Source organism: Variovorax sp. 278MFTsu5.1 (genome assembly GCF_048305045.1).
Classification (GTDB): domain Bacteria; phylum Pseudomonadota; class Gammaproteobacteria; order Burkholderiales; family Burkholderiaceae_C; genus Variovorax; species Variovorax guangxiensis.
In genome coordinates, this window is the sequence record NZ_CP157622.1 from 4,630,365 (window position 1) to 4,656,424 (window position 26,060).

Below are 26,060 nucleotides of genomic sequence, written 5' to 3' on the forward strand. Positions count from 1 at the left end.
GTCTCTCTTCTTTATGTTTCTGGAAAGGCGCCTTGCTCAGGCCACCGCCGACTCCGCATGCATCGCATCGACCTGCTCGCGCGCATAGCCCAACTCGGCCAGCAGTTCGCGGGTGTGCTCGCCCAGGGTCGGCGGATGCAGCCGCACGCCGAGGCGCTCGCCGCCCAGCGTGATCGGGAACAGCGTGGTCTGCGCCATCTCTCCGGCGCGCTCGCCGTCGGGCAGGCGGATGTCGGCAAGGCCGCCCGTGGCCTTCAGGTGCGGATCGGCGTAGAGGTCTTCGGGCCGAGTGATAGGAGCGAAAGGCAGGCCCCTGGCCTCGAAGATCGCCGACAGCTCCGCCGCCGAACGCTGCGCGAGGCGCTGGCGCAGGTCGGCCAGCAGCGTGGGGCGCATGCGCACGCGGTCGTTGTTGGTGGCCAGCGCCGGGTCGGCCTTGAGGTCGTCGAAGCCGAGCGCGTCGCAGAAGGTCTTCCACTGCGCGTCGCTCACCGCCGCCAGGAAGATTTGCTCGCCGTCCTTCACGGTGAACACGTCGTACAGCGCCCAGGCCGAGATGCGCTCGGGCATCGGCGCGGCCGCCTGGCCGGTGATGGCGTACTGCAGCATGTGCTGGCCGACGAGGAACACGTTGTTCTCGAACAGCGCCGATTTCACCTCCTGCCCCTTGCCGGTCTGCATGCGCTGCATCAGCGCGGCGATCGCGCCGATGGCGCCGAACATGCCGCCCATGATGTCGTTCACGCTGGTGCCCGCGCGCAGCGGATCGCCGGGGCGGCCCGTCATGTAGGCAAGGCCGCCCATCATCTGCACCACCTCGTCGAGCGCGGTGCGGTGTTCGTAGGGGCCGGGCAGGAAGCCCGCGTGGTCCACGTACACGAGGCGCGGATTGAGTTTGCCCAGGGCGGCGTAGCCCAGGCCGTACTTGTCCATGGTGCCGGGCTTGAAGTTCTGCGCAACCACGTCGGCGCTCACGCACAGCCGCAGCGCGGCTTCGAGCCCCTGCGGATGCCGCAGGTCGAGCGCAATGCTCTTCTTGTTGCGGTTGAACATCGGGAAGAAGCCCGCGCCCGCACCCAGCAGGTGCCGCGTGCGGTCGCCCTCGATGGGTTCGACCTTGATGACTTCCGCGCCCAGGTCGGCCAGCACCATGCCGCAGGTCGGCCCCATCACCATGTGCGTGAACTCGACCACGCGGATGCCGGCGAGCGGCAGGCGCTTCTGTTGCGTATCCGTCGTGCTCATGCCGCAACGCCTTCCATGGCCGTGAAAGTCTTCGGGAAACCCGCGCGCCACACCGTGCCCTGCAGCGTCTCGCCTTCGAGCCAGCCGGCCACGCGCCTGCGCAGGTCGAGCAGCTTCGGCAGGTCGACGCCGGTAGCGACGCCCATGCTCTCGAGCATGAAGACCAGGTCTTCGGTGTCGACGTTGCCGCTGGCGCCGGGCGCATGCGGGCAGCCGCCGATGCCGGCGAGGCAGGCGTCGAAGCGGGTGATGCCGACTTCGAGCGCCGCATAGGCGTTCGCGAGCCCCATGCCGCGCGTGTCGTGGAAATGGCCGCACCACAGCCGGTCGCCCGCGATGCGCAGGGCGCGCTCGAACAGGCTGCGCACCATCGCCGGATCGGCGTAGCCCACGGTGTCGGCGAGGCTCACGCGATCAGCGCCGGCGTCGAGCAGCGCCTGCATCAGCCGCAGCACCTCGTCGGGATCGACGTGGCCCTGGAGCGTGCAGCCGAAGGCGGTGCCCACGCCGCCGTCGATCAGCGTCTTGGAGCCCGCGGCGTCGCGCGCCGCGCGGATGCGGCCGACCTCGGCCACCACCTCGTCGGGCGTCTTGCGCAGGTTGGCGAGGCTGTGCGCGTGGCTGGCCGACAGCGGCACCACCATCAGGTCGGCGCCGCCCTCGATGGCCCGCTCGGCGCCCTTGAGGTTGGGCACCAGCACCGAGGCGAAGAGCCCCGGCAGCGTCTTCGCGTAGGCCAGCAGCTCGGCCGTGTCGGCCAATTGCGGCAGCAGGCGCGCCGGCACGAAGGAGCCGACCTCGATCTCGCGCTGGCCGGCGGCGTGCGCGTCGCGGATCCATTCGAGCTTGCGTTCGGTGGGAAGCACGCGCGTGATGCTCTGGAGGCCGTCGCGCAGGCCCACTTCGCGGACGACCGCGCGCGGCGGCAGGAAGGCGTGAATCAAGTCTTGTCTCCGTGGTGATGCTGGGTGATCCAGGCTAGGGCACCGATGGTAGGAGTTCCAATTCGATCCAGAAGGTATATTTTGGAAGCCATCCGATTCCAGAACGGAACATCATGAGAGACCTCGACCTGACCACCCTGCGGCTCTTCGTGGCCGTCTGCGAAACGCGCAGCATTGCGCGCGCCGGCGAACAGGCCGCCATCGTCGGCTCGGCCATCAGCAAGCGGCTGGCCCAGCTGGAGGAAACCGTCGGCACGCCGCTGCTGCTGCGCAAGCGCCGGGGCGTGGTGCCCACGCCTGCCGGGGAGACGCTGCTGGAGCACGCCCGAGCGATGCTCGGCAGCGTGAACCGCATCGAGCGCGACATGGCGGCCTACGCCGGCGGCGTGCGCGGGCACGTGCGCATCCTGGCCTCGGCCTCGGTCATGGCCGAGTCGCTGGCCGAGGACGTGGCCGACTTCCTGCAGGACCCGGCGCACCGCAACATCCGCGTGGACATGGAAGAGCGCGTGAGCCCCGAGATCGTGCGCGGCATCCGCGAGGGCAGCGCCTCCATCGGCCTGTGCTGGGACGCGGCCGACCTCGAGGGCCTGGAGCGTCGCGACTACCGCTGCGACCACCTCGCCATCGTGGCGCATCCCTCCCACCCGGTTGCGCAGCGCGAGAGCGTGCGCTTCGAGCAGGTGCTCGACCATGAATTCGTCGGCATGCCGGCGCTGAGCGCCGTGCAATTGATGCTGGCGCGCGAGGCGGCGGTGGCGGGCAAGCCGCTGGTGTACCGGGTGCTGGTGTCCAACTTCGATGCTGCGCTGCGCGTGGTGCGCGCCGGGTTGGCGATCAGCGTGGTGCCGGCCGAAGTGGCGCGGCCCTTCGCCGAAGCCTTCGGGCTGCGGCTGATGCCGCTGACCGACGCCTGGGCGCGGCGGCGCTTCGCGATCTGCTTCCGGGGCGACACGGAACTGTCGCCCTCTGCGCAGCTGCTGGTGGCGCATCTGGAACGCCGTGCCACGGACTGATTCGACCGAATTAGGAAACTATTCGTTGTGGATCGTCGGGTTTTTGTTTCGATTCGCGCAACCTAATATTCGAGGCATTCAGCGCTGTCACCCATCCACACACAGTCGAATCACACAGAGAAAGCCCGCCACCATGTTCCGCAGAACCCTCCTCTCCTCCGCCCTCGCCCTCGCCCTCGGTTTCAGCCTCACCGCCCAGGCCGCCCAGCCGCTCAAGCTCGAGGTGTACAACCCCGGCGCGAAATCGATGTTCCCCGTCTCCTCGGAGATCGTCACCGGCCAGACCGACGCGGTGCTCATCGACGCCCAGTTCCAGCGCAACGACGCCGAGGCGCTGGTGCAGAAGATCAAGGCCACGGGCAAGAAGCTCACCACGGTCTACATCAGCCACAGCGATCCCGACTACTACTTCGGCCTCGACGTGATCCAGGCCGCCTTCCCCGACGCGAAGATCGTCGCCACGCCGCAGACCGTGGCCGCCATCCAGGCCTCCAAGGACGGCAAGCTCGCGCACTGGGGCCCGGTCCTGAAGGACAACGCGCCCAAGGCACTGGTGGTGCCGCAGCCGCTGGCCGGCGACAGCATCGAGCTCGAGGGCCGCAAGATCCAGGTCGTAGGCCTCGACGGCCCCACTCCCGAACGCAGCTTCGCTTGGATTCCCTCGCTGAAGGCGGTGGTCGGCGGCATCCCCGTCTCGGCAAACATCCACGTGTGGGTGGCCGACACGCAGACGCCCGAGTCGCGCCGCGACTGGATCAGGACGCTGGGCCGCATAGAGGCGCTGCATCCGAAGACCGTGGTGCCCGGCCACTACCTGCCGAACGCGAACGGCAGCGCGCCCTACTCGCTCGCTTCGGTGAAGTTCACGCGCGATTACCTGAAGGCCTTCGAAGTCGAAGCCGCCAAGGCCAAGGACTCGGGCGCGCTCATCGCCGCGATGAAGAAGCGCTACCCGAAGCTGGAAGACGCCTCTTCGCTGGAACTCGGCGCGAAGGTCATCAAGGGAGAAATGAAATGGCCGCAATGAACGACGCACGAGGCGCAGGCGCGACGCTGCACTACATCTTCGACCCGCTGTGCGGCTGGTGCTACGCCGCCGCGCCGCTGGTCGATGCGGCGCGCGAGGTGCCGGGCCTGAAGGTCGAGTTCCACGGCGGCGGCATGATGACCGGCGCCAACCGCCGGCCGATCACGCCGCAGTGGCGCGAGTACGTGCTGCCGCACGACCACCGCATCGCCGAGATGACCGGCCAGCCCTTCGGTGAGCGCTATTTCGAAGGACTGCTGCGCGACACCGGCGCGGTGATGGACTCGGAGCCGCCGACAACCGCCGTGCTAGCGGCCGAGTCGCTTCGCCCGGGCGGCGGGCTGGACATGATCCACAGCCTGCAGCGCGCGCACTATGTCGAGGGCCGCCGCATCGCCGACGTGGAGGTGCTCAAGGCGATCGCGGGCGAACTCGGCTTCGATGCCGCGGCCTTTGCCTCCGCCTTCGAAAGCCAGTCGGGCGAAGCCACCTCCCGCCACATCGCCGAAAGCCGCCAGTTCCTGCAGCGCGCGGGGGGCCAGGGATTTCCGACCTTCGTGGTGGTGCAGCCCGACGGCAGCGCCGGCCGCATCGACATCGGCCCGTGGCTCGGCCACGCGGACGAATGGAAGGCGCAGCTTGCCAACTGGATCGGCGCGGCGCAGCCTGCGGCCTCAAGCGCCGAAGAGTCGTTGCCGGTCTGCGGCCCCGACAGCTGCACCTGAACCTGCCAGGCTTGCCCGCCGCTCGCGGGGTCGCCAGAATCGGCGACCCCATTCCGGAGCACGCGCATGACACTGACCGGCGGCTGCCACTGCGAAGCGCTGAGGTTCGAGATCAAAGGCGACGTGCGGATGCGCGCGCTGTGCCTGTGCAGGACCTGCCAGAAGATTTCCGGCGGCGCCGGCAATCTGTTCATCGGCCTCATGGCGGACGACTTCCGCTACACGCGCGGCGAGCCCCGCCGCTTTGCAAAGACCGCCGACGCACCCACGCGCGAGTTCTGCAGCGAGTGCGGCGTGCATGTCGCCTCGCGCTCACCCAAGGCGCCCGCCGGATTGATCGTCAAGGTCGGTGCGCTGGATGACCCCGCCGTCTTCGAAGGTCCGCAGATGGTGTTCTGGGCCGAGGAGAAGCACGGCTTCCACCTCGTGCCCGACAACGCCAAGGTCTTTGCGCGATTGCCGGGCCGCTAGAGACCCGGAAGAAAAACCGGCGCTGGCTACCGCGCCACGCCCAGCAGCCGGTCGAGCACCTGCGGCTGAGCGCGCAGCGAAGCGGCACTGTCCGTGTGCACGATGGTGCCGTGGTCGAGCACCACCGCCTCGTCGGAGATCGCGAGGATCGCCTGCGGGTGCTGCTCCACGATGATCGCGGCCAGGCCCTCGTCCTGCGTGATGCGGCGGATGGCGCGCAGCAGCTCTTCCACGATGATCGGCGCCAGCCCTTCGAGCGGCTCGTCGAGCAGCAGCAGCCTGGGGTTGAGCACCAGCGCGCGGCCCACGGCCAGCATCTGCTGCTCGCCGCCCGAGAGCTGCGTGCCCAGGTTGGTCTTGCGCTCGGCAAGGCGCGGGAACATCTCGTACACGCGCTGGGGGGTCCACTTGCCCGGCCGCTCCACCGCCGTGAGGTTCTCGTGCACGGTGAGCGACTTGAAGATGTTGCGCTCCTGCGGCACCCAGCCGATGCCGGCCGCCGCGCGCAGGTGCGGCGCGATCTTGTGCAAGGCCTGCCCACCCAGCGAGATGCTGCCGCCGTGCTGGCGCGTCGCGCCCGCGAGCGTGTTGATCAGCGTGGTCTTGCCCGTGCCGTTGCGGCCCAGGAGCGCCAGCGTCTGGCCCTCGCCGAGCGTGAAGGCCACGTCGTGCAGCACCACGGCCTCGCCGTAGCCCGCGCTCAGGTTTTCTATTCTCAGCAGCTCAGACATGGGCAGCCTCCGTTGCCGTGCCATGGCCCAGATAGACCTCTTTCACCTTCGGATCGTTGGCGATGGTCTCCGGGTCGCCCTCGGTCAGCAGTGTGCCGTTGACCAGCACCGTCATGCGGTCGGCGAAGCTGAACACCAGGTCCATGTCGTGCTCGATGAGCAGCACAGACACGTCGGCCGGCAGAGCGGCCACGGTCTGCAGCAGCTCCTCGCGCTCGCCCGCGGGCACGCCCGCCACCGGCTCGTCGAGCAGCAGCACGCGCGGCTCGCAGGCCAGCGCGATGGCGATCTCCAGCAGGCGGCGCTTGCCGTAGGCCAGGTGCTTCACCTGCTGCTGCGCCACGTCGCTCAGGTGGAACTGCTCCAGCAGCTGCGCCGCGCGCTCGGCGATGGCCTTGCTCGAACCCAGCGGCTTCCACCACTGCGCGCCGGCGCCCTGGTGCTGCGACACCACCAGCGCCAGCGTTTCGAGCGGCGTCATGGAGTCGAAGAGCTGGTTGATCTGGAAGGTGCGCACCAGCCCGCGCGCCACGCGCTTGTGCGGCGCGAGCGAGGTGATGTCCTCGCCCATCAGCGTGATGCGGCCCTCGGTGGGCGTGAGCACGCCGGTGAGCTGGTTGATGAGCGTGGTCTTGCCCGCGCCGTTGGGGCCGATGAGGGCATGGCGCGCGCCGCGCCTGAGTTCCATCGACACGTTGTTGGTGGCGGTGATGCCGCCGAAGCGCATCACCAGGCCGTGGGTGGAAAGCACGGTTTCGCTCATGCCGCACCGCCTTTCTTGCCGCCCGCGCCGATCCAGGTCCAGGGCTTGAGCAGCCGGTCGCGCCCGACCAGCACCAGCAGCACCAGGATCAGGCCGATCCAGAACATCCAGTACTGCGGCGTCACGGCCGACAGCCAGGTCTGCAGCAGCTTGAACACGATGGCGCCCGCCACGCCGCCATAGAGCCAGCCCACGCCGCCGATGACCAGCATCAGCAGCACGTCGGCCGAGCGGTCGAAGGCCAGCACGTCGAGCGAGGCGAAGCCGGTGGTCTGCGCGAGCAGTGCGCCGGCCGCGCCGGCGATGCCGGCCGCCACGGTGTAGATCACCACCAGCCGCGACACCACCGGGATGCCGATGGCCATGGCGCGCAGCCTGTTGTCGCGGATCGCTTTTAGCGTGGCGCCGAAGGGCGAATGCACGAGGCGGCGCATGAGCAGGAACAGCACCAGCATCACCGCCAGCGAATACCAGGCGGCCGTGCGGCCGTAGAGGTCGAACTCGAACATGCCGAGCACCGGCCCCATCACCACGCCCTGCAGGCCGTCGGCGCCGCCGGTGAGCCAGTCGAGCTTGTTGGCGAGTTCGAGCAGCAGCAGCGCCGTGCCCAGCGTGACCATCAGCCGCGTGAGGTCGCTGCCGCGCAGGATCGTCACGCTCGCCACCATGCCCAGCAGCGCGGACAGCACGGTCGCGAACAGCAGGCCGACGGTCGGGTCGGGCATCACCAGCTTGGCGAACAGCGCCGCGGCATAGGCGCCAAAGCCGAAGAAGGCGGCATGGCCCAGCGACACGATGCCGGTGTAGCCCAGGATCAGGTCGAGCGACATCGCGAACAGCGCGACGATGGCGATCTCGTTGACCAGCAGCGAGTGCGAGGGCATCACGAGCGGCAGCGCGAAGGCCGCGGCCCAGACGACGAATTCGAGCGGGCGCCAGCGCGCCTTGCGCAGCAGGGCCGACTGGAAATCGGCGACGACGGGAAGAGGCGCGCTCATTCAGCGTCCTCCCTTGCGCGTGAAGAGGCCCTGCGGGCGCCACATCAGGATCAGGATCATCAGCAGGTAGACAGTGAAAGCGCCCATCTTCGGAATGAAGTACTTGCCCGCCACGTCGGCGATGCCCAGCAACAGCGCCGCCGCGAGCGGCCCGGTGATCGACGAGGTGCCGCCAACGGACACCACGATCAGGAAATAGATCATGTACTTGAGCGGGAAGGTCGGATCGAGCCCCAGGATCTCCGCGCCCAGCGCGCCGCCCAGCCCCGCGAGCCCCGAGCCCACCGCGAAGGTCAGCAGGAACACGACGTTCACGTTGATGCCCAGCCCCGCCGCCACGCGCGGGTCGTCGACCGCTGCGCGAAGCCGGCTGCCGAAGCGCGTCTTCGACAAGATCAGCTGCAGCACCACCGTGAGCACCGTGCACACGCCGATGATGAAGAGCCGGTAGTGCCCCATGCCCAGCAGCAGCGCACCGTCGCCGATCTCGGTGCGCCCGCGCAGCCACTCGGGCAGCTGCACGTTCTGTTGCGAAGAGCCCACGAAGTAGTCGACCGCCGCCACCGCCATGAAGGCCAGGCCGATGGAGAACAGCACCTGGTCGAGGTGCGGCTTGCCGTACATCGGCCGGTAGAGCGTTCGCTCCAGCACCGCGCCGGCCAGCGCGACGACGATGAACGCGAGCGGCAGGCACGCCAGGAACGGCACGCCCAGCTTCTGCATGGCGAACACCGTGAGATAGCCGCCCGCCATGGCGAAGGCGCCGTGCGCGAGGTTGATGAAGTTCATCAGCCCCAGCGTCACGGCCAGGCCGACGGCGAGCACGAACAGCAGCATGCCGTAGGCGATGCCGTCGAAAAGAATGGTGAGCATGCGAGGGTCTTCGATGCAGTCGCGAAAGCGGACAGCCGAACGCAGAAGGAAGACAAAAACTACGCGAAAGTCGCAGAGAAAACCATCTTTGGTTTCCTTCTGCGACTTTCGCGGAACCTTCGCGACTTCTGCGTTCGGCTGCCCGATCCCGTATTACTTGGCTTTGCCCGGGTCCTTGACGCCCTTGATCACGTCGAATTCGACGTTATAGAGCTGCCCGTCCTTCTTCTCGACCTTGCGCAGGTACACGTCCTGCACGATGTCGCGCGTCTGCGCGTCGATCAGCACCTGGCCGCGCGGGCTCTCGAAAACCTGGCCCTTCATGGCCGCCAGCAGCGCCTCGCCGCCGCCCTGGCCCTTGGTGGCCTTGAGCGCTTCATAGATGACGCGCATGCCGTCATAGCCGCCCACCGCCATGAAGTTGGGACGCATCTTGGGGTTGGCCTTCTCGAAGGCTTCGACGAACTTCTTGTTCAGCGCCGAGGGGTGCGCGGCCGAGTAGTGATGCGAGGTGACCACGCCCAGCGCGCCGTCGCCCATGTCGTTGAGCTGGTCGTCGTCGGTCACGTCGCCGGTGGCGATCATGCGGATGCCGGCCTTGTCCATGCCGCGTTCCAGGAACTGCTTCATCACCGCGGCGCCGGCGCCCGAGGGCACGAAGACGAAGAGCGCGTCGGGCTTCACGTCGCGCACCTTCTGCAGGAAGGGAGCGAAGTCGGGGTTGCGCAGCGGCACGCGCAGCTTGTCGAGCACCTTGCCGCCGTTGAGCTGGAAGCGCTCGGTGAAGAACTTCTCGGCGTCGTTGCCGGGGCCGTAGTCGGCCACCAGCGTCACCACGGTCTTCACGCCGTTCTTCGGCGCCCAGTCGCCCATGGCCACCGACACCTGCGGCAGCGTGAAGCTCGAACGGACGATGTAGGGCGATGCCTCGGTGATGCTCGACGTGGCGGCGGCCATCACGACCTCGGGCGTCTTCGACTGGGTGGCGATGGGCGCCACGGCGAGTGCCAGGGGCGTCAGGCCGAAGCCGGCCAGCACGTTGACCTTGTCGTTCACCACCAGCTCCTGAGCCAGGCGCTTGGTCACGTCGGGCAGGCCGGTGTCGTCCTTGACGATCAGTTCCACCTTCCTGCCGGCCACGGTGTCGCCGTTCTGGGCCATGTACAGGCGCGCGGCGGCTTCGATCTGGCGGCCCGTGGAGGCCGACTGGCCCGTCATCGGAAGGATCAGGCCGATCTTGAACTTGTTGTCCTGGGCACTGGCCAGCGACATCGAAAGTGCAAGAGCCGACAGGGCGGCGGTCTGGATGAGATGGCGTCTTTGCATGTGTTTTCCTTAGAGGGGCGGAACGCGAACCGGGGCTATTTTCAACACTTTGCAACATCCGGCGCAGCAGGCAATCACCTAGCCGGCCACAGTCGCTGACCTTTGTTGCGCGATTGACAAATGAACTGCGCGATCATCGCGCAAGGCAGTCTTCGGCCCGTCACGGGCCGCTTGCATCAGCTGTCGGCGCGGTAGGCGGAATCGAGGGTGAGCGTGCCCACGGCGCGCGACACGCAGGCGCAGATGCGGGTGGTCGATTTCTTCTCGTGCTCGCTGAGGAACACGTCGCGGTGGTCGACCTCGCCGTCGACGGCGATCACGTCCATGGCGCACAGGCCGCATTCACCGCGCCTGCAGTCCGAGAGCGTCTGCACGCCCGCCGCATCGAGCGCATCGAGCAGCGTGCAGTCGGCAGGCACGGTGATGGTCAGGTCGTGGCGCGGAATGCGCACCTCGAAGGACTGCGTGGCCAGCCGGCCGCTGCTGCCGAAGGTCTCGAAACGCAGGTCGGCGATGGGACGGCCCGCCGCCTGCCAGGCGCGCTTGAGGGCCTCGAGCATCGGCACCGGGCCGCAGGTGTAGAGCTGGGCGCCAGGCGGCAGCGCGGCGATGGCGGCTGCGAAGTCGATGGGTGCTGCACCCTCGTGGGCTTCGACGCCTTCGTCTCCCAGCGCCTCGCGCAGGTGCGGGAGGTAGCCGAACTCGTCGGCGTTGCGAGCGCCGTAGAGCATCTTCACCGGCACGCCGGTGCGCTTCGCATGCGCGGCCAGCCGCTGCGCCATCAGCACCAGCGGGGTGATGCCGATGCCGCCGGCCACCAGCAGGTAGCCCGGGGCCGACAGGTCGAGCGGAAAGTGGTTCTGCGGCGCGCTCACCTGCAGGCGGTCGCCCACCGCGAGCCGCCACATCGCGAGCGAGCCTCCGCGGCCGTCGTCCAGGCGCTTGACGGCGATGCGCCAGCAGCGGCCGTCGCCCTCGCCCACCAGCGAGTAGGAGCGCGTCTGCACCCTGCCCTGCGCCGTGAGCACCTGCACCTGGAGGTGGGCGCCGGGTTCATGGGGCGCGGCGAATCCGCCCTCGGGGCGCAGTTCGAACTCGCGCACGGTGGGCGTCACGTCGCGCAGAGCGACGACCTGCGCCTGCATCCATTGAAGATCGCTTTTCATCGGGGAACACCAAGGGGGAAAAAGAAAGAAGCAGGAAGAGGAAGGAAAATCAGCCGCGCCGGCGGATCAGCTGCACGCCCGGCAGCGGACGCTGCTCGGCGGTGGGCGTGCCGTGCAACGCTTCGCGCAGGTTGCGCCGCGCGATGCGGCTGTGTTCGCGCATCAGCGCCTCGGCGCGCGAGCCCTCGCCGGCCTCGATGGCATCGAGCACCTGCACGTGCTGGTCCTGCGCGACCACGAGCATGTCGCGCGCGGCCGGCGAATTGGCCTGCACCACGACGAAGCCCGAGGGCGAGGCGAAAGGCAGGTTGATCACGCGCTCCAGCTGCTGCGCGATGACGGGGCTGGCCGCCATCTCGCACAGCAGCGCGTGGAAGCGCTCGTTGTGCGTCACGTAGCGCGAGAAGGCGGCGTCGTCGAGCGCGGGCTCGCGCAGCAGCTCGTCGATGCGCTGCAGGCAGGCGCGCGCCTCGCGCAACACCACCGGCGCGGCGCCGCGCTCGGCCGCGAGCCGGGCCACCAGGCCTTCGAGCGTGCCGCGCAGTTCGATGGCGTCGGCCACGTCGCGTTCGGAGAAGGTGCGCACCGCATAGCCGCCGTTGGGCAGCGCCTCGAGCAGGCCTTCCTGTTCGAGCCGCATCAGCGCGGTGCGCACCGGCGTGCGCGACACGCCGAGCTGCTCGGAGATCGCCACCTCGGCGATGCGCGCGCCGCCGGGCAGTTCGCCCGCGAGGATCATCTCGCGCAGCCGCAGCTGTGCCTTCACGGCCTGCGAGCTGCCGCTGTCGCCGGGCTCGGCGGCAGCGGAGACGGCCGCGACCTTCACACGGCTCACGCGGCCTCCTTCTCGGCCGGCCGGATCGGGATCGCCGCGCGCGCGGGCCTCTCCTTCTCGACCATGCGGTCGATCAGCTTGCGCGCCCACATCGAGCCGGCGTCGATGTTGAGGTTGTAGAACTGGTGGTCGGGGTGCTCGTCGATGGCCTTCTGCTGCGCCTCGAGCACGAGTTCGTCCTCGCGGAAGATGCCGGCGACGCCTTCGCGCAGCTCGTGCGTCAGGCGCTGCTCTCCCAGGCAGTAGTTGCGCGCGAAGGCCCAGAAGTACAGGCAGGTCTTGTCGGTCTCGGGCGTGATGGTGTTGAGCACATAGCCGTTGACGCCCTTGCTGCGGTCGCCCGGGTTTCCGTCGGAGGGCACCGCGCCGCTGCCGGCCTCGGCCACGCCGACGTCGATGTTCACGGTGCACGGGCCTTCGAATCGGATGATCTGCCAGCGGTCGACCTTGCCGGTGTAGCCGCGCGCATGCCTGATCTGGCCGCCCCAGAACGGCGGCGGATCGATGTTCTCCATCCACCGCGTGACGGTGGCAGAGCGGTCGCCGTGCGTGGCGACGAAGGGCGCCTCGGCCACTTCGCGGTTGCCGATGGAGGAGCCGTGCACGAAGGTCTCGTGCGTCAGGTCCATGAGGTTGTCGACCACGAGGCGGTAGTCGCAGTGGACCCGGATCATCTTGCCGTCGCCGGCCCAGGCCGGGTCGTCGTTCCAGTGCATGTCGGGGATGAGCGCCGGGTCGGCCTTGGCCGGGTCGCCGGGCCAGATCCACACGAAGCGGTGCTTCTCCGCCACCGGGAAGCTGCGCACGCAGGCCGAGGGGTTCAGCGTTTCCTGGCTGGGCATGTGCGTGCAGCGGCCCTGGCTGTTGTACACGAGGCCGTGGTAGCCGCAGACCACCTCGTCGCCTTCGAGCCGGCCCAGCGACAGCGGCATCAGGCGGTGCCAGCAGGCGTCTTCGAGCGCGGCCACCTGGCCGTCGGTGCGGCGAAAGAGCACCATTTTCTGGTTGCAGATGGTGCGTGGCAGCAGCGCGTGGCGCACTTCGACGTCGTAGGCGGCGGCATACCAGGCGTTCAGGGGGAAGGCAGTCGTGGGCGTTTTCATGAATACCCAATGTATACATAAATGGCGAAATTTCCAGCGAAATTGAGCAATTCGAGGGTAAACACCGAGTTCACTGTATACAGTCATTAACGTTTCTCAGGCGCTACGATGTTCCGTTCGTTCCTCCCAAAGATCACGACGGAGTCATCCATGTCACAGCACGCCGCCTTGCCTGCCCGCTACGACCACGTGGGCAGTTTCCTGCGTCCCAAGTACCTTCTCGAAGCCCGTGAGCAGAATGCCAAGGGCGAAATCACGCCCGAGCAGCTTCGCCTCGTCGAGGACAAGGCGATCACCGAGATCGTCAGGTTCCAGGAAGACATCGGCCTGAAGAGCATCACCGACGGCGAATTCCGCCGCACCTACTTCCACATCGACTTCCTCGACCAGCTCGGCGGCGTGAAGACCGACATCCCGGTCACCATCCGCAAGCCCGACGGCACCGAGGAGCTGGCCCCGCCGGCGATGCGCGTGATCGACAAGGTCCGCCACGTCAAGGACATCCAGCTGGCCGACTTCCAGTACCTCAAGAGCCAGGTGTCGGCGGGCCGCACGCCGAAGGTGACGATCCCCTCGCCGACCATGCTGCACTTCCGCGGCGGCCGCGCCGGCATCAGCAAGGACGCCTACCCCGAGCTCGATCCGACCTTCTACGACGACGTGGCCAAGGCCTACGGCGACGAGCTGCGCTCGCTGGCCGCCGCCGGCTGCACCTACGTGCAGATGGACGACACCAACCTCGCCTACCTGTGCGACGAGCACATGCGCGAGGCCGCCCGCAAGCGCGGCGACGACCCCAACGAACTGCCGCACCGCTACGCCGCCTTCATCAACAAGGTGGTGGCGCAGAAGCCGCCGGGCATGCTGCTGGCCATGCACCTGTGCCGCGGCAACTTCAAGAGCACGCACGCCGCCGCCGGCAACTACGAGCCCGTGGCGGAAGCGCTGCTCAAGGAGATGGACCTCGACGCCTACTTCATGGAATACGACGACGCCCGCTCGGGCGACTTCAAGCCGCTGCGCTACCTGCCCAAGGGCAAGACTGTGGTGCTCGGCCTCGTGACCACCAAGTTCGGCGAGATGGAAGACAAGGACGAGCTCAAGCGCCGCATCGAGGACGCCGCCAAGTACGCCTCGCTCGACCAGCTCGCGCTGTCGCCGCAGTGCGGCTTTTCCAGCACCGTGCACGGCAACAACATCGCGGTGGAAGCGCAGCGCAACAAGCTGCGCCTGGTGGTCGAGACGGCGCAGGAGGTCTGGGGCTCGACCTGAAGCCCGCTTTCTGTTGAAGTCGGGGCCCATGACGACTCACATCTACTCAGGCCCCCTCAGCATGTTCGGCGCCAAGGTCGAGATCGCGGCACGCGAGAAAGGCGTGCCCTTCGAACTGGTCATGGTGCCCTTCATCGAAGGCGACCACTATGAGCCCAAGCACCCCGAGGTGCTCCGGGTCAACCCGGTCAAGCAGCAGGTGCCGGTGCTGGTGGACGACGAGGTCTCGCTCTTCGATTCGACGCAGATCTTCGAGTACCTGGAAGACCGCTATCCCAGCCCCGCGCTGTGGCCCGAAGGCATTGCCGATCGGGCCCGTGCGCGGCAGCTGGAGCAGAAGTCCGACGAGGTCTTCTTCCCGAACGTGATCAAGCTCTTCGGCCTGCAGGAGGCCATGCAGAGCGCTCCCGCGATCGCGGCCTGTGCCGGTTGCGCGCGCTTCTACGAGGAGATGGAAGGCCTGCTCGCCACGCGCGAGTACCTGGCCGGCCCCTACTCCTTCGCCGACATCGCCTTCTACATGGCCTGCGTGTTCGCCGACCGCAAGGGCGCGGGCATGACCGAGGCCACGCCGCGACTGCTGGCATGGCGCACGCGCGTGGGCGACCGGCCCGCGGTTCGCGCGTCGGTCGATCCGATGATGCGCTTCCTCGCCTCGCAGGGACGGGGCGTACCGGCCTTCCTGCAGCGCTGAAGGGACACTGAAGGCACCGCGCCAGGCGCTGAGGCATCATCCCAGTCCATGCCGACCAAAGAGTTCGACTGGCTGCCTTCTCCCTCGCAGCACTTTCTCGTCGTCACTTTCGCGCTGCTGGTCTATGTGCTGACCACGCGCGCGCGCCGCGAGCAACGCGCTCCCACCACCGCCATCGCCTGGGTCATGGGGCTGGTGCTGATGCCCTATTTCATCCTGCCGATGTACCTGCTGTTCGGCCAGCGCAAGCTGCGCCCGGCGGGCTCGCCCCGGCCGCCGCGCTCGGTGCCGCCGGGCCATTGGGCCGCCGACCTGATCGAGAGCTTCGGCCTCGCGCCGCCGGGGCGCAGCGCGATCCGCATGCACGCCGACGGCGAGGCCGCGCGCGAGGCGCTGTGGGAGGTGATCGACGGCGCGCGCGAGCGCATCGACGTGTGCACCTTCATCATCGGCGACGACCCGCTGGGCCACGCGGTGCTGGAGCGGCTCGCGCAGCGGGCGCGCGAGGGCATCAAGGTGCGGGTGCTGCTCGACGGCTTCGGCGCGCTTTCGCTGCCGCGCCATCACTTCGACCGGCTGCGCGCGGCGGGCGGCGAGGTGGCGGTGTTCCGCCCCTTCTTCAGCCTGCGCCGCATCGGGCCGCGCAACCTGCGCAACCACCGCAAGTTCACCATCGCCGACGACGGCTGGCTGTGGTCGGGCGGACGCAACCTCGCCGGCGAGTACTTCACCGGCAACGACGAGCATCCAGAGGCCTGGCGCGATCTTTCCTTCGACCTGCGCGGCAGCGTGGCGGCCGCGGCGGCACGCCAGTTCGACCACGACTGGGCGTCGGTGCGCAGCCGCAAGGCGCGAGCCATCACCGCGCCCGATGCGGAAGGCCCTGGCACGGCCATGGCGCAGTTCCTGCCGAGCGGCCCCGACCAGACGGAAGACACGGCACATGCACTGCTGATCGACGCCTGCTTTCGCGCCGAGCATCGCATCCTCGCCATCACGCCCTACTTCGTGCCCGGCGACGGCCTGCGCGATGCCCTGCGGCTGGCCGCGCGCCGCGGCGTGCAGGTGACCATCGCGATGCCCGCCCGCTCCAACCACCGGCTGGCCGACTTCGTGCGCGCACGCGCCATGCGCGACCTCGCGCGCGCGGGCGTGAGCTTTCGCATGCTGCCCTTTATGGCCCACGCCAAGGCGGTGGTGGTCGACGAAGAGCTCGCGATGTGCGGATCGATCAACCTCGACCTGCGCAGCCTGCTGCTCAACCACGAGGCGGCGGTCGTGTTCTACGGGCAGGACCACATCGAATGGCTGGCCGAGTGGATCGAAACCACGGCTTCGGCCGGCGAGCCCTATCGCGCGCGGCGCCCGGGGCTGCTGCGCGACGTGGCCGAGGGGCTGCTGCTCACTGTTGCTTTCCAGCTCTAGGTGCCCAAGGACCGGAGCGGCTCTGTAATTCAAGATGTACAGATGCAACAAATCTGAAACCAATTGAACGAGCACACTAAAATACCCACCGGTTTCGGGGATTGACAAACCTTCACGTCCCGCCGGGTCATCACCGGACGGGCACCGGCGGATCTCCCGGCACCCCCTGCCTGGCGGGGTAGCCCGCTCGGGCGCGACCCTTCACCGGGCCCCGCCGGAGCGCCGTTCGTGGAGTCTTGCGCCCCGGTCCCCGGGGAAAACCGATGCGAGCTTTCTTCTCGCTGCGCGCCCTGGCGAATCTGGCGAACCCGGCCCTGATGCTGGCGACAATGCTTTTCGCACTGTCCGGAATCCCGTCGACCGCCTTCGCCGCCATGGACGAGATCGGCCGGGCCGCCCCGAGCACCCATCGCCTGAAGTTCATCGTCGATCCCGAACTGGCCGCCGACATCGGCCCCGCTGAAGCCGGCCGCCGGCTCGCGCAGTACGTGGCCGACGTCAACACCGTGTTCACGCGCGAGACGGTGCGCAGCTTCTCCTTCGACCCCGCCGCCGACCTGCAGCTGACCGCGCCCGCCAACGCGCCGCAGTGCAGCTACAGCGGGTTGGTCAATGGCGAGGTGGTGGTGTGCGTCTCGAAATCCATCCGCGGCTACAGCCACGGCGGGCTTTCCACGAGCTGGACCTTCCCGCAGAAGGGCGTGGCCTGGAACCTGAACTGGATCGCCATCCACGACCCGCTGCGCCTGACGCGCGCCCCCACGCCGGGCGCGCCCGAGTCCACCGAGAAGGACTACCTCGCCCGCCAGCTCAAGACCCTGCTGCACGAACTGGAGCACGTGTTCGGCGCGGGCTCGGGCGAGTACTACAACAGCGTCGCGGTGACCGACACCACCGGCGTCGCGCCCGTCACCGACCTCGCGCTGGCCAGCGACAGCGACCGCTACTGGTGGAGCCGCCAGCACTGGCGGCTCGACCCGCTGCTGGGCACCGTCTTCGAGCAGCGCCGCGACCCGGCCTCCAACCGCGTCGCCACGCTGGAGATGATCCGCTTCACCGCCGGCACCAAGGCCAACATCGACACCGACTGGACCGACTGGCCCAAGCTCGGCAGTTCGAAATTCATGGCGGGCACCGCAGCCACGCAGGTGCGCGTCACCGACCGCGACACCGGCGCCGCCCTGCCCGGCGCACAGGTGTCGGTATGGCGCAACCCAGGCCCCGGCAAGCCGCTGGTGATGCTCGCGACCGGCGTGGCCGACGCCTCGGGCCGCTACCAGTTCGACTGGGACTGCGGCTTCAGCTGCTTCGCCGTCGGCAAGACCAACCTGCTGGTGAAGGCGCGCGCCGCCAACCGCGCGCCCGGCGCGACCTGGTTCACCATCTTCGATGCCTTCGAGCAGAAGGCGGTGCACGGGCAGACGATGTTCACCATCGACCTCCCTCTCGGCAGCCCCGACACCACTGCGCCCACCGTGTCGGTGGCGGCGCCGTCGATGGCCACGGTGGGGCAGCTCACCGTCATCGCGCCCGCGGTGGTCGACAACGCGAGCATCGTCGGCGTGAAGGTGGTGGGCCGCGACAGCATTCCGATCTGCACTTTCACCGCCCCGCCCTACACCTGCAGCTGGACGCCGAGTGCGCCCGGCGTGCAGACCATCCGCGTGATCGCGCTCGATGCGGCCGGCAATTCGGCTGTGGCGTCGGCTAACGTGATAGTCAACGCGCCTTCGGACATCGTGCCGCCGGCCGTGGCGCTGGCGGTGCCGCCCAGCGTGCCGGTGGGCGTGCCCGCAAGGCTTTCCGCCAACGCATCCGACAACGTGGGCGTGGCCGAGCTGAAGTTCGTCGTCGACGGCAGGACCGCCTGCACGCTGCGCGCCGCGCCGTATGTCTGCGCATGGACGCCGAAGCGCCCCGGCGCCGCGAACATCGAAGTGCGCGCCATGGACGCGGCGGGGAACATCGCCAGCACCTCCGCCAGCATGCGCATCGAGGGCCTGCGCGCCGAAGACCTCTGACCCGGCTCAGTCCCGGTTGGTGAAGCTCGCGTTGCCCAGCCCGGTGCCGATGGTCAGCACGCCCCAGTGCCGCACGTCGCGCATGAAGGGCAGCTCGCTCAGGCCCTGCACCACCGCGTCGTTATGCATCAGCACCAGCGTCGGGCCCGAACCCATCATCGGCATGCGGCGCCACAGCTGGCTGGGCAGGTGGAAGGCGTGGCCTTCCCAGTCGCCCGGCAGGTTCTGCGCGCCGCGCGTAATGGAGCCGTCGGGGCGGATCAGGCCCGGGCAGCCGATGCCGATGAAGGGCGCGAGCCGGATCTTCTTGCGCTCGCTGTAGAGGATCATGTCCTCGAGCATGCAGGCGATGTGATCGACCATGCCGCCGCGGTTGGGGCCTTCGTCGGCATGGCGCCACTTCTCGCGCCGCACCACCTTCGCGAGCGAGAAGTCGGGTGCCTTGCGGTGGCGCGTCTTCACGATGCCGCAGCGCACGTTGGTGCCGCCTATGTCCACGGCAAGGATCGCGTCGTGCCCCTTCAGCATGGCGGGCGGCACCAGGTGCACCCAGCCGATCAGGCCGCCGTCGTCCACGTCGTGCGAGAGGCGCGCGATCTGCACGTGCACGCCCAGCTCCTCTAGGATTGCGCCGGTCTGCAGAATGGCGCGCTCGCCCACGTCGCTCTCTGGAAAGCCGCCCCCGATCACGATGCGCTGCACCTTCTTCCACGAGGGCTGGCGCATGAAGCGCTGGATGACCTGGGCCAGCTCCTGCGCGAACTCCTCGATGGCCACGTGCATCAGGTCGGTGGCTTCCGACGCCTTCTTCTCCTGCAGCACGCGGTCGAGTTCCTTCTTGCCGAGATCGCGCGAATGCGAGTTGCCCAGCGGATCCTTGCCCTTGCGGCGGCGGCGCTTGCGCCAGTGTTCGAGCAGTTCGCGGAAGGCTGTCTGGCTGGCCTGGTCGCCGACGAAGCCATCCTTGTCGCGCAGCTGGAGGCTGTAGCCGTCCACCTGCAGGCCGGGCAGTTCGCGCAGGCCGTGGACATCGGGGCCGGGGAGCGGGGCATCCTTCGCGGCCTGGGTCTTGGGGGTCTTTTTCTTCATCGCGGATCACTGTGGTCCCGAACGGCCGCCAGCCCCATCGGCACCGCACACCAGGGCGTGTAGGAGATCGACGGGTACGCGCAACGGGAGCTTGTCTATACACTGGCCCGGATGCACCTGCCCCGCAGCCTCCTGCGCGCCGCCCTGCTCTTCGCCCTCGCCTGGATTGCCCTGTGCGGCATCGCGCGGGCGGCGGACGAGACGTTGCGCGTCGGCTCCAAGCGCTTCACCGAGTCGTACATCCTCGCCGAGCTGCTGGCGCAGACGGCGGCGCCACACACGGCCACGCCACCCGTCGTGCGGCAGGGGCTGGGCAACACGGCCATCGTGTACGAGGCGCTGCGATCCGGTGCCATCGACCTCTACGCCGAGTACACCGGCACCATCGCGCTCGAGATCCTCAAGGGCGCGCCGGCAGGCACGCGCGAGGAGATGAACGCCGCGCTCGCGCCGATGGGCCTGGGCGTGGCGATACCGCTGGGTTTCAACGACGGCTATGCGCTCGCGGTGCGCGCCGCCGACGCCGACCGGCTGGGCCTGCGCACGCTGAGCGACCTCGCGAAGCACCCGGAGCTGAAGTTCGGCCTGTCGAACGAATTCATCGGCCGCGCCGACGGCTGGAAGGGCCTGGCCGGGCGCTACGGCTTCACGCAGACGCCCACCGGCCTGGACCACGGCCTGGCCTACGACGCGGTGGCCGCGAAGCAGATCGACGTGATCGACATCTACACCACCGACGCCAAGATCGACCACCTCGGCCTGCGCGTGCTGGAGGACGACAGGAAATACTTTCCGCGCTACGACGCCGTGGTGCTCTACAAGCTCGACCTGCCCAAGCGGCTGCCCAAGGCCTGGGCCGCGCTGAAGACACTCGAAGGCAAGGTCGACGAGCACGCAATGATCGCGATGAATGCGCGCGCCGAACTGCAGGGCGTGCCCTTCGACGTGATCGCGCGCGACTTCCTGGCGAGCGCGGGCGGCAAGGACGCGAAGGCGCAGCCGAAGGAAGAACGCCGGGGCTTCACGGCCAAGCTGTTCGGCCCCGACCTGTGGAAGCTCGCGCGCCAGCACCTGCTGCTGGTGGCGCTGTCGGTGGGCATCGCCATCCTCGTCGGCGTGCCGATCGCGATCCTGGTGTTTCCGCACATGCGGCTGCGCGCGGTGGTGCTGGGTTTCGCGAGCCTGCTGCAGACCGTGCCCTCGCTGGCGCTTCTGGCCGTGCTGATCTCGATGCTGGGCGCCATCGGCGCGCTGCCGGCGCTGATCGCGCTCACGCTCTACTCGCTGCTGCCGATCATGCGCAACACGGTGACCGGCCTGGCCGAGGTACCCAACGGCCTGCGGCTGGCCGGCACCGCGCTGGGCATGACGCCGCCGCAGAGCCTTCAGCTGGTGCTGCTGCCGCTCGCGCTGCCCACGCTGCTGGCGGGCGTGCGCACGGCCACGGCGATCGCCATCGGCACCGCGACCATCGCGGCCTTCATCGGCGCGGGCGGCTTCGGAGAACGCATCGTCACCGGCCTGGCCCTCAACGACCGCGAACTGCTGGTGGCAGGCGCACTGCCGGCGGCGGCACTGGCCCTGCTGAGCGAAGGCGTCTTCGAACTAGTCGAATACCTCATGCGCAGGCGCCGCCGGGCACCGCCATCGTCGATGCCAACTTGACGCCGTCGCGAAGACGGGAGCGGACAGCCGAACGCAGAAGAAATACAAAGCTACGCGAAAGTCGCAAAAGAACCCGAACACCATTTTTTTGGTATTCCTTTCGCGCCCTCTGCGAAACCTTCGCGCCCTCTGCGTCCGGCTGCCCGCTCCCGGTCCCCGAAGCTCAGGCCAGCGTGTAAGCCGTCTTCACCGTCGTGAAGAACTCCTGCGCATAGCGCCCCTGCTCGCGCGGACCGTAGCTGGAGCCCTTCCGGCCGCCGAATGGCACGTGGTAGTCCACACCCGCCGTCGGCAGGTTGACCATCACCATGCCGGCCTGGCTGTGGCGCTTGAAGTGCGTGGCGTACTTCAGCGAGGTGGTGGCAATGCCGGCCGAGAGGCCGAACTCGGTGTCGTTGGCCGTGGCCAGTGCCTCCTCGTAGTTCTTCACGCGGATCACGCTGGCCACCGGGCCGAAGATCTCTTCCTTGTTGATGCGCATCGTGGCTGCCGATTCGCTGAAGAGGGCCGGAGACATGTAGTAGCCGTCGGTCTCCAGCTTCAGCAGCTCGCCGCCCGCGGCCAGCGTGGCGCCTTCGCTCTTGCCGATGGCGACGTATTCCATGTCCTGGTCGAGCTGCGACTTCGACGAGACCGGGCCCATGTCGGTGCCCTGCGCGAGCGCGTCGCCCACCTTGATCTTCGCCATGCGCTCCTTCATGGCGTCGATGAACTTCGGATAGATGCCTTCGGTGACGATCAGCCGGCTCGACGCGGTGCAGCGCTGGCCGGTCGAGTAGAAGGCGCTCTGCACGCTGAGCTCCACGGCCTGCGCGAGGTCGGCGTCGTCGAGCACCACCTGCGGGTTCTTGCCGCCCATCTCGAGTTGCACCTTCTTGTGGTTGGTGACGCACTGCACCGCGATGTTGCGGCCCACGCCCACCGAGCCGGTGAAGCTGATCGCATGGATGCCGGGGTGGTTGACCAGTGCATTGCCGATCACGCTGCCGCGTCCCATCACCAGGTTGAACACGCCGGCCGGAATGCCCGAGCGGCTGATGATCTCCGCGATCGCCCACGCGCAGCCCGGCACGAGGTCGGCGGGCTTGAGCACCACGCAGTTGCCGAAGGCCAGCGCAGGAGCGATCTTCCAGGCCGGAATGGCGATGGGGAAGTTCCACGGCGTGATGAGGCCCACCACGCCCACCGGCTCGCGCGTGATCTCCACGCCGATGTTCGGCCGCACCGAAGGCAGCACCTCGCCCGACAGGCGCAGGCACTCGCCCGCGAAGAACTTGAAGATGTAGCCCGCGCGCGCGGCCTCGCCGATGCCCTCGGCCTTGGTCTTGCCCTCCTCGCGCGCCAGCAGCGTGCCCAGCTCTTCCTTGCGCGCGAGGATCTCGTTGCCGATCTTGTCGAGCGCGTCGGAGCGCGCCTGCACGCTGCCCGTGGCCCAGGCCGGGAAGGCCGCCGTGGCGGCGGCCACGGCGGCATCGACGTGCGATGCATCGCCCTGCGTGTACTGGCCGATCACGTCGGACAGGTTGCTCGGATTGACGTTGGGGCTGTAGCCGGCGCCTGCACGCCATTCGCCGCCGATGAGGTTGTCGAAGTTCTGCATCTTGGGTTCCTTGCTGCTCGATGGATGAAAAAAGAAAGAAAGAAGCCGGAGCGAGGGCTCCGGCTGCGAGATGTGAGAAACGGAGCCTACGCCTCTACCTGATCATGCAGGGTTTCTTGTTGTCGAAAGTCCATCCCGGGATCAGGTACTGCATCGCCTGTGCATCGTTGCGCGCCCCAAGGCCGTGCTTCAGGTACAGCTGGTGCGCCTTTTCGACCGCATCCATGTCGAGCTCCACGCCCAGGCCGCCGCGCGTTGGCACTTTCACGAAGCCGTCCTCGATCTTCAGCGGCGCCTTCGTCAGATGCTGGCCGTCCTGCCAGATCCAGTGCGTGTCGATGGCCGTCACCTTGCCCGGCGCGGCGGCCGCCACGTGCGTGAACATCGCGAGCGACACGTCGAAGTGGTTGTTGGAGTGCGAGCCCCAGGTCAGGCCCCAGGCCTGGCACAGCTGCGCGACGCGCACCGAGCCCTGCAGGGTCCAGAAATGCGGGTCGGCCAGCGGGATGTCGACCGACTGCAGCGAAAGGCTGTGCACCATCTCGCGCCAGTCGGTGGCGACCATGTTGGTGGCGGTGGGCAGGCCGGTGGCGCGGCGGAACTCGGCCATCACCTCGCGGCCCGAGAACACGCCTTCGGCGCCGCACGGGTCTTCGGCATAGGCCATCACGCCGTGCAGGTCGCGGCACAGGCGAATGGCGTCCTGCAGCAGCCAGCCGCCGTTGGGGTCGAGCGTGACGCGGGCCTTGGGAAAGCGCTCGTGCAGCGCGCGGATGGCTTCGACTTCTTCCTCGCCGCCCAGCACGCCGCCCTTGAGCTTGAAGTCGGTGAAGCCATAGCGTGCGTGCGTGGCCTCGGCCAGGCGCACGATGGCCTCGGGGGTCATGGCCTCCTCGTGGCGCAGGCGGAACCAGTCGTTGTCGGCGTTCGGGTCGCTCTCGTAGGGCAGGTCGGTCTTCCTGCGGTCGCCCACGTAGAAGAGGTAGCCGAGCATCTGCACCGCGTCGCGCTGCTGGCCTTCGCCCAGCAGGGCCGCCACGGGCACTTCGAGGAACTGGCCCAGCAGGTCGAGCAGCGCGGCTTCGACGGCCGTGACCGCGTGGATGGTCACGCGCAGGTCGAAGGTCTGCAGGCCGCGCCCGCCGCTGTCTCGCCCGGCGAAGGCGCTGCGCATGCTGTTGAGAATGGCGTTGTGCCGGCCGATGGGCTGGCCGACGATGAGGTCGCGCGCATCCTCCAGCGTCTGGCGGATCTTCTCGCCACCGGGCACTTCGCCCACGCCGGTGTGGCCGGCGCTGTCGGTCAGGATCAGCAGATTGCGCGTGAAGAACGGGCCGTGGGCGCCGCTCAGGTTCATCAGCATGCTGTCGTGGCCCGCGACGGGGACCACGCGCATGCCGGTGACGACGGGGGCGCCTGACGGCGACGAAGTGGAATCTGAAAGCGTCATCGTTGAATCAATCCAAAACCTTTGCTGCCCCATTCGGGGAACACCGCGGAACCGGCTTTGCCGGGCCGCAGGTGTTGCCCCCGGCGAGGGGGTTGGCGAAGCGACACGAAGTGCGCGAAGCCTGGGGGAGTGCCATTAATCCGCGGTGATGTGGCGGGCTTCGATCAATGTCTTCCATCGCGTCCATTCGCGCAACTGGAAGGCGGTGAATTCCTCGGGCGTGCTGGCGACGATCTCCAGGCCCTGGTCGAGCATGCGCTTCTTCGTCTCCGGGTCCTGCATCGCCGCGATGACCGCGTCGCTCAGCTTCTTCTTCACGGCCGGCGGCAGGCCCTTGGGCGCGGCCATGCCCTGCCATGAATAGACCTCGGCGCCCTTCACGCCGGCCTCGGCCAGCGTGGGCACGTCGGGCAGCACCGGCGAGCGCTTGTCGCCCGTGACGGCGATGGCGCGCAGCTTGCCGCCGCGGATGTGCGGCAGCACCGCATTGACGTTCTGGAACGAGAAGTCGACCTGGTTGCCCAGCAGGTCGTTGACCGCCGGCGCGCCGCCCTTGTAGGGAACGTGCACGCCTTCGGTCTTCGTCTGCTGCCAGAAGAGCTCGGCCGAAAGATGGTCGGACGAGCCGTTGCCCGAACTCGCGAACGAGACCTTGCCCGGCGTCTTGCGCAGCAGCGCCAGCACGTCGGCCACGGTGTGCTCGGGTCGCGCGGCGTTCGCGACGAGCACGTTGGGCGCCTGAACGGGCACGCTGATGTAGTCGAAGTCCTTGGTCGCGTCGTAGGGCACGCTCTTCTGCAGGTGCGGGGTGACGACGAAGGCGCCGAGAGAGGAGACCAGCAGCGTGTAGCCGTCGGGCGCGGCGCGCTTGACCTGGCCGGTGCCGATGGTGCCGGTGGCGCCGGGCCGGTTGTCGACGACGAAGCTGCCGCCGAGCTTGGTCTGCAGTTGCAGCGCGATGGTGCGCGCGACCATGTCGGTGGAACCGCCCGCCGGGAACGGCACGATGATGGTCACGGGCTTCTGCTGGGGCCATGCATCGGCTTGCGCCGAGGCAGGCAGCGGCAACAACGCGACCGAGGCGGCCGCGAGGGCGGCCCCGAGAAGGACTCTCTTCTTCATTCGGACTAGATCCTCACGGCCTGACGGGCCAGCAGCTTCCAGCTGCCGCCCTGCTTCTGCCAGACGCCGAGGATCTTCAGCGCCACCTTGCCGGGCTTGCCCGAATCGTTGGTGTCGGCCGTGAGCGTGTGGCGCACGATGGCGGTGTTGCCGTCGACCACCTTCACGGTCTGGTCGGTGATGGCGATGGTCACGAAGTCGGACTTGCCGTCGAGCAGGTCGGCGATGAAGCTGGTCTTGGTGTCGACCTTGCCGCCGGAGTGGCCGTAGCTGAGGTCGTCGGCCACCAGCGCGCCGAGCGCGGGGCCGGTGGGGTCGATCATCGCGATGCGCAGGCGCTCGGCGGCGGCGGCCACCTCGGGCGCGGCCGACGCGGCATTGCCCGAGGGCATCACCGAGCAGGCCGAGAACAGGGCCGCCGAGGCGGCGACCAGGAAGAGCTTCTTGAGGAACATGGCGTCTTGTCTCCGTTGTTGTGATGAGGGTCGGTTCGTCCGCC

24 protein-coding genes are annotated in these 26,060 nt (G+C 68.4%); 9 read left to right on the plus strand and 15 right to left on the minus strand.

The annotated features are described in order from the left end of the window. Positions 1–36: 36 nt before the first annotated feature. The gene (locus ABL844_RS21560; RefSeq protein ID WP_418128839.1) at positions 37–1,245 is read right to left on the minus strand and encodes a CaiB/BaiF CoA transferase family protein; all 1,209 of its coding nucleotides are present in this window, start codon (positions 1,243–1,245) and stop codon (positions 37–39) included. Further along, positions 1,242–2,189, minus strand: coding sequence for a hydroxymethylglutaryl-CoA lyase (locus ABL844_RS21565; protein ID WP_418128841.1), 948 nt, complete (start codon positions 2,187–2,189; stop codon positions 1,242–1,244). Before ABL844_RS21565 ends, ABL844_RS21560 begins: the two co-directional genes overlap by 4 nt. A gap of 113 nt (positions 2,190–2,302) precedes the next feature. Between ABL844_RS21565 and ABL844_RS21570 the strand changes: the two genes are divergently transcribed. From ABL844_RS21570 to ABL844_RS21585, 4 genes are all read left to right on the plus strand, one after another. Beyond that, positions 2,303–3,205, plus strand: a complete 903-nt coding sequence (locus ABL844_RS21570) for a LysR family transcriptional regulator (protein ID WP_126024911.1) — start codon at positions 2,303–2,305, stop codon at positions 3,203–3,205. Positions 3,206–3,338: 133 nt separating this feature from the next. Next, positions 3,339–4,232: an MBL fold metallo-hydrolase gene (locus ABL844_RS21575; RefSeq protein WP_418128842.1), complete on the plus strand. Its 894-nt coding sequence runs from the start codon at positions 3,339–3,341 to the stop codon at positions 4,230–4,232. Continuing rightward, complete coding sequence (locus ABL844_RS21580) at positions 4,220–4,957, plus strand: DsbA family protein (protein WP_418128844.1); 738 nt, start codon at positions 4,220–4,222, stop codon at positions 4,955–4,957. The genes ABL844_RS21575 and ABL844_RS21580 overlap by 13 nt, the downstream gene beginning before the upstream one ends. A 66-nt stretch (positions 4,958–5,023) precedes the next feature. Beyond that, entirely contained in the window at positions 5,024–5,428 is a 405-nt protein-coding gene (locus ABL844_RS21585; RefSeq protein ID WP_418128845.1) for a GFA family protein, read from the plus strand. A 26-nt stretch (positions 5,429–5,454) separates the two neighbouring features. On the opposite strand, the gene ABL844_RS21590 is transcribed toward ABL844_RS21585, so the two are convergent. The 8 genes from ABL844_RS21590 to ABL844_RS21625 all read right to left on the minus strand — a co-directional run bounded on the left by ABL844_RS21590 (position 5,455) and on the right by ABL844_RS21625 (position 13,223). Next, positions 5,455–6,159, minus strand: coding sequence for an ABC transporter ATP-binding protein (locus ABL844_RS21590; protein WP_418128846.1), 705 nt, complete (start codon positions 6,157–6,159; stop codon positions 5,455–5,457). Then, entirely contained in the window at positions 6,152–6,922 is a 771-nt protein-coding gene (locus tag ABL844_RS21595; RefSeq protein WP_126024907.1) for an ABC transporter ATP-binding protein, read from the minus strand. The genes ABL844_RS21590 and ABL844_RS21595 overlap by 8 nt, the downstream gene beginning before the upstream one ends. After that, positions 6,919–7,920, minus strand: coding sequence for a branched-chain amino acid ABC transporter permease (locus ABL844_RS21600; RefSeq protein WP_369661553.1), 1,002 nt, complete (start codon positions 7,918–7,920; stop codon positions 6,919–6,921). The genes ABL844_RS21595 and ABL844_RS21600 overlap by 4 nt, the downstream gene beginning before the upstream one ends. Continuing rightward, complete coding sequence (locus tag ABL844_RS21605; RefSeq protein ID WP_418128848.1) at positions 7,921–8,793, minus strand: branched-chain amino acid ABC transporter permease; 873 nt, start codon at positions 8,791–8,793, stop codon at positions 7,921–7,923. 153 nt (positions 8,794–8,946) lie between these two features. Next, on the minus strand, positions 8,947–10,119 hold the full coding sequence (locus ABL844_RS21610) for an ABC transporter substrate-binding protein (protein ID WP_418121652.1): 1,173 nt from the start codon (positions 10,117–10,119) through the stop codon (positions 8,947–8,949). 176 nt (positions 10,120–10,295) lie between these two features. Continuing rightward, positions 10,296–11,285, minus strand: a complete 990-nt coding sequence (locus tag ABL844_RS21615; protein ID WP_418128850.1) for a PDR/VanB family oxidoreductase — start codon at positions 11,283–11,285, stop codon at positions 10,296–10,298. 49 nt (positions 11,286–11,334) lie between these two features. After that, positions 11,335–12,111: a GntR family transcriptional regulator gene (locus ABL844_RS21620; RefSeq protein WP_418131933.1), complete on the minus strand. Its 777-nt coding sequence runs from the start codon at positions 12,109–12,111 to the stop codon at positions 11,335–11,337. A 5-nt stretch (positions 12,112–12,116) separates the two neighbouring features. Further along, positions 12,117–13,223 carry an aromatic ring-hydroxylating dioxygenase subunit alpha gene (locus tag ABL844_RS21625; RefSeq protein ID WP_184641384.1) on the minus strand — a complete coding sequence of 369 codons (1,107 nt, stop codon included), beginning with the start codon at positions 13,221–13,223 and terminating at the stop codon, positions 12,117–12,119. A gap of 150 nt (positions 13,224–13,373) precedes the next feature. On the opposite strand from ABL844_RS21625, the gene ABL844_RS21630 reads away from it, so the two are divergent. The 4 genes from ABL844_RS21630 to ABL844_RS21645 all read left to right on the plus strand — a co-directional run bounded on the left by ABL844_RS21630 (position 13,374) and on the right by ABL844_RS21645 (position 18,635). Continuing rightward, positions 13,374–14,495 (plus strand): 5-methyltetrahydropteroyltriglutamate--homocysteine S-methyltransferase, encoded by a 1,122-nt coding sequence (locus ABL844_RS21630; RefSeq protein WP_184641385.1) that lies wholly within the window; start codon positions 13,374–13,376, stop codon positions 14,493–14,495. A 28-nt stretch (positions 14,496–14,523) separates the two neighbouring features. After that, positions 14,524–15,189, plus strand: coding sequence for a glutathione S-transferase family protein (locus ABL844_RS21635; RefSeq protein WP_418128851.1), 666 nt, complete (start codon positions 14,524–14,526; stop codon positions 15,187–15,189). Positions 15,190–15,237: 48 nt separating this feature from the next. After that, the gene (locus ABL844_RS21640; protein ID WP_184641387.1) at positions 15,238–16,614 is read left to right on the plus strand and encodes a phospholipase D-like domain-containing protein; all 1,377 of its coding nucleotides are present in this window, start codon (positions 15,238–15,240) and stop codon (positions 16,612–16,614) included. Between the two features lie 263 nt (positions 16,615–16,877). After that, a complete protein-coding gene (locus ABL844_RS21645) occupies positions 16,878–18,635 on the plus strand; it encodes an Ig-like domain-containing protein (protein WP_418128852.1) in 1,758 nt (585 codons plus the stop codon). A gap of 6 nt (positions 18,636–18,641) precedes the next feature. On the opposite strand, the gene ABL844_RS21650 is transcribed toward ABL844_RS21645, so the two are convergent. Continuing rightward, a complete protein-coding gene (locus ABL844_RS21650; protein WP_418128854.1) occupies positions 18,642–19,724 on the minus strand; it encodes an ROK family protein in 1,083 nt (360 codons plus the stop codon). A gap of 111 nt (positions 19,725–19,835) precedes the next feature. On the opposite strand from ABL844_RS21650, the gene ABL844_RS21655 reads away from it, so the two are divergent. Further along, the gene (locus ABL844_RS21655; protein ID WP_369661548.1) at positions 19,836–21,389 is read left to right on the plus strand and encodes a glycine betaine ABC transporter substrate-binding protein; all 1,554 of its coding nucleotides are present in this window, start codon (positions 19,836–19,838) and stop codon (positions 21,387–21,389) included. A gap of 163 nt (positions 21,390–21,552) precedes the next feature. Here ABL844_RS21655 and ABL844_RS21660 read toward each other — a convergent pair whose 3' ends face one another. From ABL844_RS21660 to ABL844_RS21675, 4 genes are all read right to left on the minus strand, one after another. Next, positions 21,553–22,989 carry an aldehyde dehydrogenase family protein gene (locus ABL844_RS21660; RefSeq protein WP_418128855.1) on the minus strand — a complete coding sequence of 479 codons (1,437 nt, stop codon included), beginning with the start codon at positions 22,987–22,989 and terminating at the stop codon, positions 21,553–21,555. Between the two features lie 94 nt (positions 22,990–23,083). Then, positions 23,084–24,439, minus strand: coding sequence for a glucarate dehydratase (gene gudD, locus ABL844_RS21665; RefSeq protein WP_418128857.1), 1,356 nt, complete (start codon positions 24,437–24,439; stop codon positions 23,084–23,086). A 135-nt stretch (positions 24,440–24,574) separates the two neighbouring features. Beyond that, positions 24,575–25,561, minus strand: a complete 987-nt coding sequence (locus ABL844_RS21670) for a Bug family tripartite tricarboxylate transporter substrate binding protein (protein ID WP_126024893.1) — start codon at positions 25,559–25,561, stop codon at positions 24,575–24,577. Positions 25,562–25,566: 5 nt separating this feature from the next. Then, entirely contained in the window at positions 25,567–26,016 is a 450-nt protein-coding gene (locus ABL844_RS21675) for a nuclear transport factor 2 family protein (protein WP_126024892.1), read from the minus strand. Between the last annotated feature and the right edge of the window lie 44 nt (positions 26,017–26,060).

What these genes read in the sequence shown, in the direction of transcription:
- ABL844_RS21560 (WP_418128839.1), bottom strand. Translation starts at nt 1,245, where the DNA reads ATGAGCACGACGGATACGCAACAGAAGCGCCTGCCGCTCGCCGGCATC.
- ABL844_RS21570 (WP_126024911.1), top strand. Translation starts at nt 2,303, where the DNA reads ATGAGAGACCTCGACCTGACCACCCTGCGGCTCTTCGTGGCCGTCTGC.
- ABL844_RS21575 (WP_418128842.1), top strand. Translation starts at nt 3,339, where the DNA reads ATGTTCCGCAGAACCCTCCTCTCCTCCGCCCTCGCCCTCGCCCTCGGT.
- ABL844_RS21580 (WP_418128844.1), top strand. Translation starts at nt 4,220, where the DNA reads ATGGCCGCAATGAACGACGCACGAGGCGCAGGCGCGACGCTGCACTAC.
- ABL844_RS21585 (WP_418128845.1), top strand. Translation starts at nt 5,024, where the DNA reads ATGACACTGACCGGCGGCTGCCACTGCGAAGCGCTGAGGTTCGAGATC.
- ABL844_RS21590 (WP_418128846.1), bottom strand. Translation starts at nt 6,159, where the DNA reads ATGTCTGAGCTGCTGAGAATAGAAAACCTGAGCGCGGGCTACGGCGAG.
- ABL844_RS21595 (WP_126024907.1), bottom strand. Translation starts at nt 6,922, where the DNA reads ATGAGCGAAACCGTGCTTTCCACCCACGGCCTGGTGATGCGCTTCGGC.
- ABL844_RS21600 (WP_369661553.1), bottom strand. Translation starts at nt 7,920, where the DNA reads ATGAGCGCGCCTCTTCCCGTCGTCGCCGATTTCCAGTCGGCCCTGCTG.
- ABL844_RS21605 (WP_418128848.1), bottom strand. Translation starts at nt 8,793, where the DNA reads ATGCTCACCATTCTTTTCGACGGCATCGCCTACGGCATGCTGCTGTTC.
- ABL844_RS21610 (WP_418121652.1), bottom strand. Translation starts at nt 10,119, where the DNA reads ATGCAAAGACGCCATCTCATCCAGACCGCCGCCCTGTCGGCTCTTGCA.
- ABL844_RS21615 (WP_418128850.1), bottom strand. Translation starts at nt 11,285, where the DNA reads ATGAAAAGCGATCTTCAATGGATGCAGGCGCAGGTCGTCGCTCTGCGC.
- ABL844_RS21625 (WP_184641384.1), bottom strand. Translation starts at nt 13,223, where the DNA reads ATGAAAACGCCCACGACTGCCTTCCCCCTGAACGCCTGGTATGCCGCC.
- ABL844_RS21630 (WP_184641385.1), top strand. Translation starts at nt 13,374, where the DNA reads ATGTCACAGCACGCCGCCTTGCCTGCCCGCTACGACCACGTGGGCAGT.
- ABL844_RS21635 (WP_418128851.1), top strand. Translation starts at nt 14,524, where the DNA reads ATGACGACTCACATCTACTCAGGCCCCCTCAGCATGTTCGGCGCCAAG.
- ABL844_RS21640 (WP_184641387.1), top strand. Translation starts at nt 15,238, where the DNA reads ATGCCGACCAAAGAGTTCGACTGGCTGCCTTCTCCCTCGCAGCACTTT.
- ABL844_RS21645 (WP_418128852.1), top strand. Translation starts at nt 16,878, where the DNA reads ATGCGAGCTTTCTTCTCGCTGCGCGCCCTGGCGAATCTGGCGAACCCG.
- ABL844_RS21650 (WP_418128854.1), bottom strand. Translation starts at nt 19,724, where the DNA reads ATGAAGAAAAAGACCCCCAAGACCCAGGCCGCGAAGGATGCCCCGCTC.
- ABL844_RS21655 (WP_369661548.1), top strand. Translation starts at nt 19,836, where the DNA reads ATGCACCTGCCCCGCAGCCTCCTGCGCGCCGCCCTGCTCTTCGCCCTC.
- ABL844_RS21660 (WP_418128855.1), bottom strand. Translation starts at nt 22,989, where the DNA reads ATGCAGAACTTCGACAACCTCATCGGCGGCGAATGGCGTGCAGGCGCC.
- gudD (WP_418128857.1), bottom strand. Translation starts at nt 24,439, where the DNA reads ATGACGCTTTCAGATTCCACTTCGTCGCCGTCAGGCGCCCCCGTCGTC.
- ABL844_RS21670 (WP_126024893.1), bottom strand. Translation starts at nt 25,561, where the DNA reads ATGAAGAAGAGAGTCCTTCTCGGGGCCGCCCTCGCGGCCGCCTCGGTC.
- ABL844_RS21675 (WP_126024892.1), bottom strand. Translation starts at nt 26,016, where the DNA reads ATGTTCCTCAAGAAGCTCTTCCTGGTCGCCGCCTCGGCGGCCCTGTTC.